Source organism: Marinobacter qingdaonensis (assembly GCF_034555935.1).
GTDB lineage: Bacteria > Pseudomonadota > Gammaproteobacteria > Pseudomonadales > Oleiphilaceae > Marinobacter > Marinobacter qingdaonensis.
The window spans coordinates 818,970-835,017 of record NZ_JAYDCJ010000003.1; the positions used below are offsets into that span (position 1 = coordinate 818,970).

Genomic DNA, 16,048 nt, shown 5'->3' on the forward strand with positions numbered 1-16,048 from the left:
TTACGAGCCGGCTCCGACAAAAGACCACTCCCGGCCTAAACCGGTTGCCGGACTGCCCCTTGGGCTATGGCGAGCGGACGCGGATTGTTTTAGAGTCGGGGGTGGAATTGTTGTCGGGGAAAGAGCATGGATGAAGTGATCGCCGATGCCCGTCGCGCCGCATCAGCGGGTCGTGAACCGGGCACCCTTGAGGGCTGGCAGCACGGAGGCAAATGGTTCAGCTACGAAGGGCATGCGATCTTCAGCCGGATGGCGGGTCAGGGCGAGCCGCTGGTACTGATTCACGGCTTCCCCACCGCCAGTTGGGACTGGAACCGGCTCTGGCCCATGCTGACCCAGCAGTACAGTGTGCTGACCCTGGACATGCTGGGCTTTGGCTTCTCCGACAAGCCGGTGACCTACCGCTACAGCATCGAAGACCAGGCTGACCTGTTCCAGGGCTGGATCGAGGGCCTCGGGCTGCAATCGGTGCACCTGTTTGCCCATGATTACGGCTGCAGCGTCGCCCAGGAACTGATGGCCCGGGACCAGGAGGGCAGCCTGCCTTTTGCCATCACCAGCGTCTGCTTCCTGAACGGTGCCCTGTTCCCGGAGGTGCACAACCCCCTGTTGATCCAGAAGCTCCTGCGCAGCCCCCTCGGTGGCCTGATCAGTCGGGGCCTGACCCGTGGCGCCTTCGAACGCAACTTCCGGCGCCTGTTCGGCAACCAGAATCCGCCCGACCATCAGGACATGGACGATTTCTGGCACCTGCTCACCTACAACAATGGCCGCGGCATTCTGCATCACCTGATCCAGTTCATGGAGGAGCGTCGCTGCCATCGCAACCGTTGGGTGGGCGCCCTGCAACAGGCGCAGCAACCCATGCGGCTGATTTCCGGCACCGCCGACCCGATTTCCGGCGCCAGCATGGCGCGCCGGTTCCGGGAGCTGGTTGCCAACCCGGATGTGGTGGCCCTGCGCAATGTTGGTCACTACCCCCATCTGGAGTGCCCCTGGGAGGTGTTCAGCGCCTACCGCGAATTTCGCAAGCGGGTGACTTAACCCGGCGTGGACGTGGGTGTACCGGAGCCGCCCTGGCTTGGGCGCCGGGCATCCACTACCTGATTGCGGCCCTGGGATTTGGCCTGGTACAGGGCCTGATCGGCGCGATTCAGCCACACCGACCAGGTCTCGCCCTGGCTGACCTCGGCAACGCTGGCGCTGGCGGTGACCTTGATGTCGTCCAGGAACGGCTGGCTGCTGATGCTGGTGAGCAGCTGCTGCGCCAGGGTGTCGGCGTCCCTCTCGCGGGTTTCCGGCAACACCAGCATGAACTCCTCGCCGCCAATGCGGAACAGCTGATCCGTGTCCCGAAGCCGCTTGCGCAGCCGCACAGCCAGCTCCTTCAGGACCCGGTCCCCGGTCTGGTGCCCCCACCGGTCGTTGAGGGTCTTGAAGTGGTCGAGATCGAGCAGCACCAGGCTTGAAACCCGTTCGTACCTTTCCCGCATCTGGATCTGGCTGTTGAGGATATCGGCCAGCTGGGACCGGTTCAGGCAGCCGGTGAGAGGATCGGTAGTGGCCAACCGCGTCAGTTCCTGCTGGAGTTTGCCCACCAGCCAGGCGAACACCATGGCAAAGACGCAGGTCAGGCCCAGGGACACTGCGATGCGCCAGAACTCCGACTCCGGAAAGGTGTGGTAGGACACCACCGCCATGACCGTCAGGAACACCAGGTTGCTGACGATGGCCTCGCCCAGGGGCAGCAGGAAAAACAGCGCGGTGGCCGCGGGGTAGGCCCAATACAGGCCGGTGTGGCCATTGATGCTGGTGGAGTAGGCAGCCGCCACCATGGCCAGCAGCGGAAACAGGCGACCCTGGAGAAAGTAGGTGTCGCGGAATCGCAGGCAGGCAATCACCAGCAGGGCGTTCAGGCAGAACAGGATCAGAAGCACGGACAACAGTCGGTGCTCTTCCTGCCACTGGATCAGGATCAGCGGCGCGATGGCGACGAAGGCCCAAAAGTGCAGGTGATAAATCAGTTGTCGCTTGAATCCCAGAACCGCGAGTGTCGGGTTGGTGATTAAGGGATCCGAAGGGGGACGAACATTCACACCCAGCTCCCGCTGTAAAAATAGGTATATTTTCTGTACATAACTGACAGCAATTTTAGCACGAACCGCCCGACAAGCGAGATCCCGGGGCGGGCCAAATCCGTGATAGCTTTTCTTCAATTGGCCGCACTGAAGCGCTTCGTTACACTCCGCGCATCCATGACAGGGAGTTCACTATGACTGCTATTCACACCCGGGCGCCCGCGCTGACCATCCGCGCCGGACGCCGGGCGCTGCAACGCCTGAAGGACAAGCCATTTGGGCCCGACGACGTGCACGTGATCCCGGGCGCGGCCGGTGGCCCCAAGGCGCTGGGCATCAGCGGCCTCGACAAAGCCATCTTCGGCGATTGGTTGCCGCGGGTAAACCAGGAACGTTCGCTGATTGGCTCGTCCATCGGCAGCTGGCGGTTCGCCGCCGTGGCCTCGTCCGACGATCCGAAAGCCCAGCTGGCCAAGCTGGCCGAGCTTTACACCTCCCAGCGTTTCGCCAAGGGGGTGAGCGCCGCCGAAGTCAGCCGCAAGAGTGTGCTGTTCCTGGAAGAGCTGCTCGGGGGCTGCGAGCAGCACATCCTCGACCACCCCTGGTATCGACTGAACGTGGTGGTGGTGCGCAGCCTGGGCCTGCTGGAACACGACACCCGGGGCCGACTGAGTCTGGGGCTGATGAACGCCATCAGCGCCAACATGGTCAGTCGACGCCACCTGGGCCGGTTCATGGAGCGCGGTATCCTGCACGATGCCCGGCTGAAAGCGCCGGTGTCGAAACTGGTGGACTTCCCCAGTCATGAGGTCGCCCTGACCCGGGACAACCTGCTGCCGGCGTTGCTGGCCTCAGCGTCCATTCCGATGGTGATGTCCGGCGTCCGCAACATTCCCGGCGCCCCCGAGGGCGTGTATCGCGACGGCGGGCTGCTGGATTACCACCTGGACCTGCCCTACGAGCAGCCGGGCGTCATTCTGTACCCCCATTTCACCGATCGGGTGGTGCCGGGCTGGTTCGACAAGACCCTGCCCTGGCGCCGGGGCGATGCCACCCGCCTGCAGGACGTGCTGTTGGTGGCGCCGTCCCGGGAGTACCTGGCCAGCCTGCCGGATCGCAAGTTGCCGGACCGCAAGGATTTCGAGAAATACGTCAACGACGATGCGGGCCGGGAGCGGGCCTGGCAGCGGGCCATTGCCGAGAGTGACCGCCTGGGCGATGAATTCCTGGAGCTGGTCGATTCGGGCAAGCTGACCGAGGTGGTACGGCCCCTGTAAGGCGCCGCGAGGGGATTGTCTATACTGCCTCTGAGAGTTCTGGATCGACGATCGGAGGCACGATGAGCGACGACAAACCCCAGGTGGCCAGCACGACGCCCTATTCGGTGCTGGTCGAGGCCGGCAAAACCTACCTCTGGTGCGCCTGTGGCCGTAGCCAAAACCAGCCGTTTTGCGATGGATCCCACAAGGGCACCGGGTTCACACCGGTGAAGTACAGCGCCGAGAAAAAGGAGTGGGTCTGGTTCTGTGGCTGCAAGCAGACCGGGTCACCGCCCCTGTGCGACGGCACCCACAAGACCCTGACCTGACGCCCGGATGGCGTTAGAGGCCGGTGTGGGGTAGCGCGCTCAGGCGGTAGCCGATCAGGCCGTGTACCGGGTCCTGCAAGGCGCGAATTCTCAGGGCCACGTCGACGGTGGTTTCGCCGTCCCGGTGCAGCAGCGGCAGGTCGATGCGTTCGGTGGACTGCTCGGCCCGGGTCGCGGCCAGGGCCCGTCGGAAATTCTCCCGGGCTGAAGACTCGATCAGTTGTTCGAACGGCAGGCCGGCCTGGTCCGCCGGTGCCCGCTCAAGCAGCTCCGCCAGTTGCGGCGAGACAAAGCCGATGCAGGCGGCCTCGTCCAGTTCGCCGATGATACCGCCGGACAGCGCCACCAGATCCCGGCTGCGTCGTTCACTGTCATCCAGCGCCTGGCGCAGAATCGTTTTCTCCACCTGCAGATTGGTGATCTGCTGATCGGCGCCGGTCTCCCGATGTTCCAGCTCGCGGATCTGCAGGGTTTGCCGCTGCAGGCGCCGGCACAGCAGCAACGCCAGGGCCGAGGCTATTGCTGACAGCAGCCCCCCGGCCAGCCACACGTTGCGCGTGGCCTGGCCCGCGGCGCCCTCCAAGAGCGAACGGGCCGGTACCGTGGTCAGCATCCAGCTGAAATCGCCGGACCGGATTTCGGTGCGCAGGGTCAGGGTGGGGTCGATGGAGCCTTCCGAGCGGATCTGCAAAATCGGGCGTTTGGTGTGGCGTGCCAGGGTGTCGACCCTTACCCCCATATTGGGTGGCAGGGCGTCATTGAACACCGACTGCAGCCAGTCCTGGGTGGAGGGCTGGGCCGGGACGTTGGAACCAGTGCGGGAGGTGGCCCGTGCCAGCAGCAGGTTGACCAGCGCCTGGTGCTGGGCGTGGTAGTGGGCCTCGGCCAGGTCCCGGGCGCGGCTGGATTCGAGATGGGCGGTGGTGGCGGTGGCGGTCAAGCCGGCAATCAGGATCACCAGCGGCACCCACAGGCCCGGCCAGAGCCCCGATGACCGCATTGAATTGGGATAAGAGCTGTCCATGGCGCCGTCCCGAGTCCGCATCAACCGGTGCCGGACTCTGTCAAAGATGTCCCTTCACTGTAGACCAGCCGGCGGAAGCAGGGAAGCCTTTACGCCCGGGCCCGGCCAGCGAGCCCGTACACCGCCAGGAAGGTCAGGAACGCAGTCACCACGGCCGAGGGCCCGGCCGGTGTGTCCAGGTGCCAGGACAGACTCAGGCCGCCGGTCACCGCCACGGCTCCGAACGCCATGGCCAGGCCGACCATGTGCTCCGGGTTGTGGGCCAGACGCCGGGCCGTGGCGGCCGGAATGATCAGCAGCGCGGTGATCAGCAGCACCCCGACAATCTTCATGGCCACGGCAATCACCACCGAGAACATCAGCACCAGTACCAGGCGCAGCCGTTCCACCGGCAGCCCCTCCACCTGCGCCAGTTCCGGATGAATGGTGCTCATCAGCAGGCCCTGCCACAGGCTCGTCAGCAGAATCAGGATCAACGCGGCGCCGCCGTAGATCCACACCAGGTCTTCCCGGCTCATGGCCAGCAGGTCGCCGAACAGCAGGCCGGTCAGATCAACCCGGACATCGGGCATGAAACTCAGGGTCACCAGGCCTATGGCCAGGGCGCTGTGAGACAGGATACCCAGCAGGGTGTCGGTGGCCAGGGCGCGAATTCGGGAGAACAGTACCAGCGCCACGGACAGGACGACGCAGGTGATGACCACGCCGGCGTGCAGGGGCACGCTGATCAGGAAGCTCAGGGCGATGCCGAGCAGGGCGGAATGGGCGAGGGTGTCACCGAAATAGGCCATCCGGCGCCAGACCACGAAGCAACCGAGTGGACCGGCCACCAGGGCGACGCCGAGACCACCGATCAGGGCCCGCCAGAAAAAATCGTCGAGCAGGGCATCAATGATGGGCATGGCCGGAGCACTCCTGGTGGTCGGTGTCAGCCAGTGCCTGGCCGCTGTCCACGACATCGCCGTGCAGGTCGTGGCGATGGTTGTGATGGTGGTGATACACCGCCAGGGACTCGGCCACCTGATGACCGAAGGTGTCGATGAACGCCGGGTCGTGGGAAATGTCGGCCGGGTGGCCGCTGCAGCAGATGTGCTGGTTCAGGCAGATGACCTTGTCGGTGGCGGCCATCACCAGGTGCAGGTCGTGGGAAATCATGATCACGCCGCAGTTCAGCTCATCCCGCAGGCGGCGAATCAGTTCGTACAGCGCCGCCTGGCCATTGATGTCCACCCCCTGGGCCGGCTCGTCGAGCACCAGCAGGTCCGGTTCACGGACCAGGGCCCGGGCCAGCAGCAGCCGCTGCGTTTCGCCCCCGGACAGATGATGCACCGAGGCTTCGAGCAGGTGGCCGACCCCGGTTTTGGCCAAGGCAGCCTGGCAGGCCGACAGCGACCGCCCGGTCAGCATCATGAACCGTTTCACGCTCAGGGGCAGGGTGGCTTCCAGCGCCAGGTGCTGCGGTACGTAGCCCACCACCAGGCCGCGGGCCAGGGAAACGCGCCCGCTGGAAACTTTCTGCAAACCGAGCACCGACTTGATCAGGGTGGTCTTGCCGGCGCCATTGGGGCCGATGATGGTGATGATGTCGCCCCGATGCACGCTCAGGTTGACGCGATCGACCACCGGCCGTTCGTCAAATTCCACGGTCAGTTTGTCCAGGGTGACCAACGCGTCAGTCATCGCCGGTTTCCTTGCTGCAGCGTGGGCACAGGCCGGCGATCTCCAGGGTGATGTCGTCCAGGTGGAAGGCCTCCGCTTCCGCCGCCGCCTGCACCGCCCCGGATACTGCCGGCGCGGTCAGTTCCAGGACGTTGCCGCAGGCGCGGCAGATCAGAAACATGCCGGTGTGGTGCTGGCCGGCGTGGGTGCAGCCGATGAACGCATTGAGCGAGGCGATCCGGTGCACCAGGCCGTTCTGCTGCAGGAAATCCAGGGCCCGGTAGACCGTCGGGGGCGCGGCGTTGTGGCCATCCTCGGAGAGCTGGGCCAGAACGTCGTAGGCACCCAGGGGTTTGTGGGACTGCCAGATCAGCTCCAGCACCCGTTCCCGGGTTGGGGTCAGGCGGGTACCGTGGTCCTGGCAGATGCTGCGGGCATCGGCCAGGGCCTGGGTGACACAGGCGTCGTGGTTATGGGGGCGATAGGGTAGTGCGCGGGTGGCCATGGCCGGTTTCCTGCAAAATTTGAAACATTATAACATTTGCAGGGCGCCGTGCCATGGGCGTGGCGGTTACGGACGGGACTGGTTGGCCAGGGACTCCAGGTATTCCAGGTTGGGAATCCAGGCGCTGTCGCCTTCCACTTCCACCTGCATCAGGTCGGCCGGGCCGGTGCTACCGTCCAGGCGCTTGATCTGGCTCTCGGTCAGGCGGGTCTGGCTGGGAATGCCCTGGGTGACCAGCGCCATGAACGGCACCTGCTGATGGTGCTCACCGATGGTGTTCAGCACCACGATGCGGCCGCGATTGGCCCCAGGCACCGTGAGGTTGCCGCCGTTGGCGGCATCGTAGGAGATCACCGGCAGGCGCAGGCCGCGCCAGTCCAGGTAGCCCACCAGCCAGTCGGCACTGTCGTTGCCGGCCTCGGCGCTGGCGTAATCCACCACCTCGGCGATGCTGACGTTGGGCAGCAACAGTTGCCGCTCGCTCATGGGAATCAAGACGCAGGAGAGAGTCTGGCTGTTGTCGTTCATGGTGTGTCCTCAGGCGGTGTCCCGTTTCTGCCGGCCCTTGAGCAGGCAGGATTCTTCAATGGTTTTGACCAGTTCCCGGGCCAGCTCCTCGGGCGTACCACTGACCGTGGAGCACCCGGTGGCGGCGACGGAATCCGGCATGGAGCTGTTGCCACAGCTGCTGCTTTCCTGCACCCAGATCCGGCTGCCGTAGGCGCGCAGCAGCGGCGCGGCAATGGCGCCATCGTTGCCCATGCCGGAGAACAGAATAGCATGGCAACGGTCGCCGTAATGGTCGGCCACGTTCAGCAGGACCTGGTCGATGGAGGGGCCGTAGGGGCCAGGCCAGGGTGTGTTGAGCTCGGCCAGCTCGCCGGTGTCGTCGAACTTCCATTCGTGGTCGACCGGCATCAGGACCACGTCGCCGTTGCGGATCCGGTAGCCTTCCTCGGCGCGCTTCAGGGAGTAATGGGCGTGGCGACCCAGGACCCGGGTCAGTACCCCGGTAAAGTTGTCGTCGATGTGCTGGGCGTAGACAAAACCCACCGGCAAGCCCGGCGGCAGATGATCGAGGAACGCCTTGACTGCCGCCGGACCGCCCAGGGAGGCGCCCAGGATCCAGACCTCCTCCGCCATCGAGCCCGGCGGCGCCGGCGGAATCCAGTGTGGCAGCTCCGGTGCCGAGGCACTGGCCGGCACCTCGGTGTCCAACTCCGCAAGGCTGGCTTCGGAATCGAGCTCTTCCAGGTGGCCGAGCTGCTGTTCCAGTTTGCTCAGCAGCCGTCGTTCCCAGCGGAAATAGTCGGTGCCGCCCGGTTTCGGGGCCTGGTCCAGACCGAACAGGACCGGCGCCTCGGTGTGTTCGAGCAGGTGGTCGAACAGGGCCGGGTGATCGGCCTCGTCCTCCAGGGTGATCAGCCAGAGTCCCGCGGGGGGGAATTCCGGATAGCCCAGCAGCCGGTCCGGATCGCCGGAGAAACAAACGTCGAGACCGACCTTGGCGGTGGCGGCCTGCAGGCGATGACGCTGCAACACCACGTCCGAAACGATCCCGACGCTCGGCCGGCCTCCCTGGCCGGCCATCACCGGTTACCGGTCAGCCGTTTGATGGTCTCGAGCAGTTCGGTTTCCTGGAACGGCTTGCCGAGGTACTCGTTGACGCCAATGGCCATGGCCCGCTCCCGGTGCTTTTCCCCGGTCCGCGAGGTGATCATGCAGATTGGCGTATCCTTCAGGTTGTCGTCGTGGCGCACGAAACTGGCGACCTCGAACCCGTCCATCCGGGGCATCTCGATGTCCAGCAGGATCACATCGGGCTTGTGGTCCTGGAGCTGGGCCACGGCATCGAGGCCGTCTTTGGCCAGCACCACGTCCATGCCGTTGCGTTCCAGCAGGCGTGAGGTAACCTTGCGCACCGTGACCGAGTCGTCCACCACCATGACCGTGGTGATCTGCTCTTCGTAGCGCGCCGCCTCGCGGGCCTTGTCCAGGTTGGCCAGACGCTGGCGCTCGGACAGGATGTCAGACCGGATCATGGCCGGCAGATCGAGGATCACCACCACGTTGCCGTCACCGAGGATGGTGGCGCCGGACACGCCCCGGACCGAGCTGAATTGCGGTCCGAGGGACTTGACCACGATTTCCCGGCTGCCCATCAGGTTATCCACCTGCAGGGCCATGGGCTGCTCGGCGCCGCGCACCAGGATCACCGGCAGCGGCAGGGCCTGGCCCTGCAGCTTGGGCTGGTGGTCGCTGTTGAGCAGGCTGCCGAGGTACTGCAGGCGGTATTCCTGGCCGGCGTATTCGTACAGTGGCGCGTCCGGCTTGTAATACTCTTCCAGCTCGTAGGTGCTGACCCGCACGATGCCTTCGATGGTGTTGAGCGGGATGGCGTAGAAATCCTCGCCGGTGGACACCATCAGCGCGCGGTTGACCGAGACCGTGAACGGCAGCCGCACCGTGAAGGTGGTGCCACGGCCGAGGGCGGAGTCGATGTCCAGGCTGCCGCCGAGCTGCTTGATCTCGCTGGCGACCACGTCCATGCCGACGCCGCGGCCGGAAATCTGGGTCACCTGCTGGGCGGTGGAGAAGCCCGGCTGCAGGATGAACTGCAGGATTTCCCGTTCCGACAGGTCCTCGTCCGCACGCATCATGCCCTGGCGGATGGCCTTGTCGCGGATCACCTCCGAGGGGATACCCTTGCCGTCGTCCATCATCCGCAGCACCACGTCACCACCCTCGCGGGTCAGGGACAGCACCACTTCGCCGGTTTCCGGCTTGCCGGCGCCCTTGCGGTCGGCGGGCGACTCGATGCCGTGGTCGAGGGCGTTCCGAAGCATGTGCTCGAGCGGCGCGATCATGCGTTCAAGGATGTTGCGGTCCATCTCGCCTTCGGCGTTGCGCACGTCGAAGTCGACTTTCTTGCCCAGCTCGCCGCTGATCTGGCGGACAATCCGGCGCAGGCGCGGCACCATCGAGGCGAACGGAATCATCCGGGTCTTCATCAGACCTTCCTGGAGTTCCGTGTTGATCCGGGACTGCTGCACCAGCAGGGTTTCGGTGTCCCGTACCCGATCGGCCAGGGTCTCGCGCAGGTCGGCCAAATCCGAGGAGGATTCGGTCAGGGCCCGGGACAGCTGCTGGATGGACGAGTAGCGGTCCATCTCCAGCGGGTCGAAGTCGTCGCCGTAGTCGGGACCGTGCTCCTTCTCGGCGCTGAACAGGATCTGGGCTTCGGTCTCGATTTCCATCCGGCGCAGCTGCTCGCGCAGACGCTCGATGGTGGCGGCCATTTCATCCAGGGTGTGGCCGAAATCGCTGGTCTGGGTCTCCAGCCGGCCACGGGTAATACTGGTTTCCCCGGCCAGGTTGACCAGCTCGTCCAGCAGCGGCGCCGATACCCGAATGGTTTCCTGGGCCGTGCGCTGGCTGTCGCTGGTCTTGCGGTTGCGGGGCTTGCCGGGTGGCTTGGCCGCCGGCTTGCCGGACTCCGGTGCTGTTGGCGCAGGCACCGCCGGGGTCTCGGCCTGGGGTACTGGGTCGGTGGCCGGCTCGGGGGCCGGTGTCGGCTGGGGTGCCTCGCTCCCGCCTTCGGCCCGGCGACGAATGTCGGCGACCAGGGCGACGATGGCGTCGTGGTCGTCGGTAATGCTCTGCCACTGGCTGTCGTCCGGGGCGTTACCGCCCAGATCGATCAGTCGGGTTTCAAAGGCGTGGGCCCGGTCACCCAGCTGGCTCAGCTGGGACAGGCGCGCGCCCCCTTTGAGGGTGTGCAGGGCCCGTTGCGCTTCCTGGTTGAAGCCGTGGTTGCCGGGCTCCTTGCGCCAATCCTCGAGCAGCTGCTCGAGCTGGTCCATGATCTCGCCGGCTTCCTCCAGGAAGATCTCCAGCACTTCCGGGTCGACCGGGTCGCCGGTGGCTTCCTCGGCCTGCGCTTCGGTCGGCTGGGTATCGGCGGCCGCCGCCTCGTGGGCGGAAGTGAGGGCGTCGATCAGCTCGGGCGCGCTGGCAGGCTTGTTGCCATCCTCCAGGCTGACCAGCATGGTCTTGAGTGCCTCCAGGGCCCGGTCGCTCAGGGTGAGCAGGGCTTGCTGGTTGCTGGCGCCGGCAATCAGCGGATCGAGAGCATCGGACCAGGCTTCGGCCAGGTCGGCAATCGGATCCACGTCGGACAGGCGGGCGCCGCCCTTGAGGGTGTGCAGTTCCTGCTGCAGTTGGGTGACCCCGGACAGCTCCTCGGGGTCGTCCCGCCACTGGGCCAGGCATTCGCTGATGGCGGCCTGAATCTCGATGCCTTCGTCCAGGAAAATGCCGATCAGGTCGTCGTCGCTGGCGGTGGCCAGCGGCTCATCCATGCCCGGCAATTCCCTGTCCGGCAACTCGCTGTCCGGCAGCTCAGCGGGCTCGAGCTCGTCCGGCGTGGCCAGGATCTCCGGCTCAGACGGTTCGGCTGCCGCCGGCACCTCGGTCGCCGGGTCTGCCGCGCCTGCGGCGTCCAGGGACTCGCCGCGCAGGATCGCTTGCACCTGAGCCACCAGCGCGTCCGCCGGTGGGCAGGGTTTCTGGGTGGCGACCTGTTCCACCATCTGCGCCAGTCGGTCGTGGCAGGCAAACAGCAGGTCGGTCATGTCTTGGCGGGCGTCGAGCTGGCCGTCGGCCACCTTCTCGAACAGGTCTTCCAGCACGTGGGTCAGGTCGCCGATGGCGTCGACGCCGGCCATCCGGGCGCCGCCCTTGAGGGTGTGCACATCGCGCTGCAGTTCTGCCGCCACGGTGCGATTGTCCGGATCTTCACTCCAGCTGTGCAGAGCGCTGCCGGTGGAATTGATGAGGTCGTAGGCTTCCTCGAGGAAAATCCCGACCAGTTCCGGGTCCAGGTGAGACAGGTCTACGCCCGCCTCTGCCGGTGCCGGTTCGTCGGCGGCGGCGATGGCTTCCGGCTCCTCGTCCAGCTCGGCCAGGGGTGGCACGCTGTCCTCGGCGGGCTCGGCTGGGACCTCGGTCACCGGCCGCGAGCCGCGGGCGCTGTCCATGTAGGCCTGGATTTCGCCGATCAGGTCCGGGGCCGGTCGCGGCGTTTCCTGGCTCTCGAGCGCGTCCACCATGCCGGCCAAGCGGTCGTGGGCGCGGAACAGCAGGTCCGAGAGCTCGTCGGTAATGGCCAGGCGCTGCTCGGTCAGGCCCTCGAACAGGGTCTCCAGCTCGTGGGACAGGTCGCCGACCGAGGGAATGTCAGCCAGTCGGGCGCCGCCCTTGAGGGTGTGCAGGTCGCGCTGCAGCAGCCGCAGCAGTTCCAGGTCTTGGGGGTTCTCGCTCCAGTTCTGGAGTGCGTCGGCGGTGCTGTCGATCAGGTCCCGGGCTTCCTCCAGGAAGATCTCGGCCAGCTCCTGATCCATGCCGTCATCGTCGGCCCCGGTTTCCGGCAGCGCAGACGTAGCCGGTGCCGGCGCTTCCGGTTCGGCCGGCTCCATGTCGTTCATGTCGAAGCTGAGGTCGATGGCCTCCAGGTCTTCGGTGAACTCCTGCTCGAAGGCGTCCGGTTCCTCCGGCTCCGCCGGGGCCTGGAGGTCGGTCAGTGCCTCCAGCCGGGTCAGGAGGTCGTCGCTGGCCTCGGTGGCCAGACCGGCGGCGACCTGATCCATCATGTTGATCAACTGGTCGTGGCCGTCCCGCAGGGTCTGCAGGAATGGCTCGTCCGGGGTGTCCGGGGCGGTGGCGGCGACGTCGTAGGCCGCCTTGAGGCGACCGGCGAGGGCCGAGACGTCGGCCAGACCGGCGTCGCCGGCGGCCTCGGTGAGTCGATCCAGTTCGGCCCGCAAGGTGTCCAGGGCACCGGTTTCCTGGGGGCGCTCGGACCACTGGGCCAGGATGTCGTCGGCGTCCAGCACCACATCCAGGCCTTCGTTCAGGAACAGCTGGACCAGCTGGGACGGTGCCTCCTGTTTAGGCTCGTCGCTGTCCGGCTCGCGATGCCCGTGCAGGGTCGCTTCGGCGATCCGGTCCAGTTTCTCCAGGTAGGCATCGGTGCCAGGCAGCGGTGCCTGGGGATTCTGGCGGATCTGGGCCAGTCCCTCGGTCAGGAAGTTGCAGGCGTCCGCGAGGCAGGACAGAACCTCCCGGTCGGCGCGCTTGTTCTGGGCCCGGGATTCCTTGACGAAGCGCTCCAGCGGCGTAATGACGGCGGCAATCGGAGCGATGCCTGCGGTGTGGGCGCTGCCCTTGAGCGTGTGCAGGGCCCGGGACAGGTCGTCGGTGTAGCTGGCAGAGGTCTTCTCGCCGGCAGCCGCCAGGTAATCGTTCAGGGTCTGCAGGTGGGTTTCGGTTTCGCTCTCGAAAATGTCCAGCAGGACCGGGTCGACGTCGCCATCGTCCGCGCTGTCCGGCGCCGATTCGGCCGGCTCAGGGTCGCTGTCCGCGGCCGGCATGCTGTTGGCGTCGGGGATTTCGCCACTGGCCAGGGCGTTGGCGCGGGCTTCCAGGGCGGCGGTGTCGACGCTGGGACCGCGGCGCTGCTGGAAGTCTTCCACCAGCACCGGCAGTTGCGCAGTGACGTCCTCCAGCAACGAGGCAATGTCGTCGTTCATGAACACGCTGCCGTCGATCACCCGGTTTAGCAGGTTTTCCACCGACCACGCCAATTCCCCCACCACTAGGGCACCGACCATACGGCCACTGCCCTTCAGGGTGTGGAAGGCGCGCCGGACTTCCGACAGCGCGCTGCGGTCGTCGTGCTGGCGCAGCAGCATCGGCAGGTATTCCCGGATGGTCTCCAGCACCTCGCCGGCTTCCTCGATGAAGATTTCGAGGATTTCGTCGTCAATCAGGTCATCGTCGTCGAAATCGGCGGCCGGGATGACGGTCGGAGCGATCGGCTCCTGGGTCGGGGCGTCCGGAGCGGTCTCCGGCGTGCTGTCGGCCGGGCTGGCCTCGGTCGCACTGTCGGCGGTGGAGGTCTCGGGAGCCGCCGTGTCCGGGGCCTCGTCTTCCGTGCGCCGGGTGGTGGCCATGGCTTCGGCGCGCTCGATTAGCGCGCTGACATCGCCGCCGGCCTGGCCGTCACGGAATTCCCGGATCAGGGACGGAATGCGGGTGTTGACCTCGTCCACCAGGGTGAACAGGTCTTCGTTGGGTTTGATGGTCTGGTCGATCACCCGGTTCAGCAGGTTTTCCACCGACCACGCCAGTTCACCGAGGCTGGTGGCACCCACCAGGCGGCCACTGCCCTTGAGGGTGTGGAAGGCCCGACGGACTTCGGTCAGGGCGGCCCGGTCATCGTGGTGTTGGCGCAGCTGCGGGTAGAACTTGTGGATGGTTTCCAGGACTTCCTCGGCTTCCTCGACGAAGATGCCCAGAATTTCATCGTCCAGCAGCTCCTGGTCCGAGCCTTTGGCGGTGTCGGGGGCGCTGGCGGCGGGCTCGTCGGCGGTGGCCTCCACCACCGGAATCTCGGCCTCGGCGCTGTCCTGGCTCCAGGTCGGTTCGGCCCCGACCGGGAAACCGAGCGACGCCAGGCTGTCCTCGGCCACCGCCAGGATGCTGTCGTTGTCGCTGATGCCTTCGGCCAGGCGCTCCAGGTAATACTCGATGCTGGTCACGGCATCGGCCAGGGTATCCAGCTGTTTCCAGTCCGGTACCTGCTTGCCCCCCAGCAGCACGTCGGTGATGTAGCGTTCGGCGGAAGCCAGCATATCGGCGACCCGGTCCAGGGGAATCAGGCCCAGTCCCCCGCGAATGCTGTACAACAGGCCCGGGACGTGTTCGATCTCGCGGGTGTCCCACTGGGAGGCGATGAAATTGACGATCGCGCTCTTGACCTGTTCCAGGGTGTTCCGTGATTCCCGCAGCAGGGCGCCATTGGCTTCGCCCAATTCCCGGGAACCGAGGTTGACCGGCTGATCGGCCTCGGGGTCGGCGCGCTCCTCGGGCTGGCCGTCCTGATCGAGTCCGGCCAGGCTGGCTTCGATGTAGAGCAGGGCGCCGGCGATGTCCATCATGGTGCCGTCGTCGACCTGATCGGTCTGCCGGCTCAGTTTCTCGACCAGTTCCACCTGCTCGGTCACGACCTTGCGCGGTATGCCCAGGCCGAGCACCGCCAGGGTGTTGGCAACCTGGCGCAGGCCCGGCAGCAGCTCTTCAAGTTCGCTGTTCTGGCGCAGTTCGGCGCGTACGAACAGGTCGAGCTGGTCCTTCAGTTTGGCCAATTCCTCGTTGAGGGCGCTGACCACCGAGTGGATGGCCTCACGGCCGGGGCCGGTGACCCGAGTGCGGGCGGCGTCGACGTCGTCGTCCGAGGGCAGGGCCTGGTCCAGCTGGTAGTCGGCGCGCAGGCTGTTGATTTGGGGCGCATCCAGATCGCGGGCCCGGGCGACGTAGTAGAGCAGATGCTTGAACAGGGCTTCCGGCGCCGGCTGCTGCAGGATATCGGCGTGCTCGTCGGTGAGCCGGCGGATTTCGCTGTCCAGTTCGCGCAGCAGGGATTTGACCGCGGCGTTGACCGGGTTCACGTGCGCCTGCAGGGTCTCGACGAAGGCGCTGGCCGCTTTCCACAGCTCGCCCCGTGGGGTGGTCTGGCACAGGCGGATCAGGCGCAGAAGGACCTTCTGCATGTAATCGAAATGCGCGGCCAGGTCTTCCTCGCGGATCACGCCGGCGAGGGCAAACTGGTACATCTGGCGTAGCTTGCGGATGTGACCCAGCACCTTCGGATCCTGCAGGCGTTGGGACACCTTGCCGGACACCCGGATGCGGGATCGGGTCAGATCCGGCTTGAACAGGGAGGTATCGGAAAGCAGGGCTTCGCCCCGGGCCGCGCGCAGGTCGTTCAGCAGCGGCAGCAATACCATGGGGAAGTCGTCCCGGCTGCTGGCCAGATGCTCCAGGTACTGGGGCAGTTGCAGGATCGCCTGCATCAGCACTTCGACGGCTTCGTCGACATTGGCAACGGTGTCGTTCAGGACCGCCTGGGTGAGCTTCTCCATCTCTTCGGTCAGCAGGGCGGCGCCGTAGAGTTCGACCATCTGCAGGGTGCCGTGCACCTGATGGAGGTAATTCAGGCAGAAGCGCAGGCGCGCGGTGTCGTCACGGTTCTCGACATACGCCTCCAGTGCATGCTGACCCTGGGTCAGCGTGTCCTGTATCTCACCCCGAACCCAATCGAGGGCGATGCTGTCATGGTGATTGCCCATAAC

The 16,048-nt window shown here is 65.9% G+C and carries 11 protein-coding genes; 3 read left to right on the top strand and 8 right to left on the bottom strand.

The features are described 5' to 3' along the window. The first annotated feature begins 126 nt into the window (after window positions 1–126). Window positions 127–1,044 (top strand): alpha/beta fold hydrolase, encoded by a 918-nt coding sequence (locus U5822_RS06895; protein WP_322854894.1) that lies wholly within the window; start codon window positions 127–129, stop codon window positions 1,042–1,044. On the opposite strand, the gene U5822_RS06900 is transcribed toward U5822_RS06895, so the two are convergent. Then, window positions 1,041–2,096, bottom strand: a complete 1,056-nt coding sequence (locus tag U5822_RS06900; RefSeq protein WP_322854895.1) for a GGDEF domain-containing protein — start codon at window positions 2,094–2,096, stop codon at window positions 1,041–1,043. The genes U5822_RS06895 and U5822_RS06900 overlap by 4 nt on opposite strands. A gap of 176 nt (window positions 2,097–2,272) precedes the next feature. On the opposite strand from U5822_RS06900, the gene U5822_RS06905 reads away from it, so the two are divergent. Further along, the gene (locus tag U5822_RS06905; RefSeq protein WP_322854896.1) at window positions 2,273–3,355 is read left to right on the top strand and encodes a patatin-like phospholipase family protein; all 1,083 of its coding nucleotides are present in this window, start codon (window positions 2,273–2,275) and stop codon (window positions 3,353–3,355) included. Window positions 3,356–3,417: 62 nt separating this feature from the next. Continuing rightward, window positions 3,418–3,666, top strand: a complete 249-nt coding sequence (locus U5822_RS06910; protein WP_322854897.1) for a CDGSH iron-sulfur domain-containing protein — start codon at window positions 3,418–3,420, stop codon at window positions 3,664–3,666. 13 nt (window positions 3,667–3,679) lie between these two features. Here the strand turns inward: U5822_RS06910 and U5822_RS06915 are convergent, their stop codons facing one another. From U5822_RS06915 to U5822_RS06945, 7 genes are all read right to left on the bottom strand, one after another. Further along, window positions 3,680–4,690 carry a PAS domain-containing protein gene (locus U5822_RS06915; protein ID WP_322854898.1) on the bottom strand — a complete coding sequence of 337 codons (1,011 nt, stop codon included), beginning with the start codon at window positions 4,688–4,690 and terminating at the stop codon, window positions 3,680–3,682. 89 nt (window positions 4,691–4,779) lie between these two features. Next, window positions 4,780–5,592, bottom strand: coding sequence for a metal ABC transporter permease (locus tag U5822_RS06920; protein ID WP_322854899.1), 813 nt, complete (start codon window positions 5,590–5,592; stop codon window positions 4,780–4,782). After that, a complete protein-coding gene (znuC, locus tag U5822_RS06925; protein ID WP_322854900.1) occupies window positions 5,579–6,370 on the bottom strand; it encodes a zinc ABC transporter ATP-binding protein ZnuC in 792 nt (263 codons plus the stop codon). Before znuC ends, U5822_RS06920 begins: the two co-directional genes overlap by 14 nt. Beyond that, a complete protein-coding gene (locus U5822_RS06930) occupies window positions 6,363–6,854 on the bottom strand; it encodes a Fur family transcriptional regulator (RefSeq protein ID WP_322854901.1) in 492 nt (163 codons plus the stop codon). Before U5822_RS06930 ends, znuC begins: the two co-directional genes overlap by 8 nt. A 66-nt stretch (window positions 6,855–6,920) precedes the next feature. Continuing rightward, window positions 6,921–7,382, bottom strand: a complete 462-nt coding sequence (locus U5822_RS06935; RefSeq protein ID WP_322854902.1) for a chemotaxis protein CheW — start codon at window positions 7,380–7,382, stop codon at window positions 6,921–6,923. Window positions 7,383–7,391: 9 nt separating this feature from the next. Next, window positions 7,392–8,444 (bottom strand): chemotaxis protein CheB, encoded by a 1,053-nt coding sequence (locus U5822_RS06940; protein ID WP_322854903.1) that lies wholly within the window; start codon window positions 8,442–8,444, stop codon window positions 7,392–7,394. Continuing rightward, complete coding sequence (locus U5822_RS06945) at window positions 8,444–16,045, bottom strand: Hpt domain-containing protein (protein WP_322854904.1); 7,602 nt, start codon at window positions 16,043–16,045, stop codon at window positions 8,444–8,446. Before U5822_RS06945 ends, U5822_RS06940 begins: the two co-directional genes overlap by 1 nt. Window positions 16,046–16,048 lie beyond the last annotated feature (3 nt).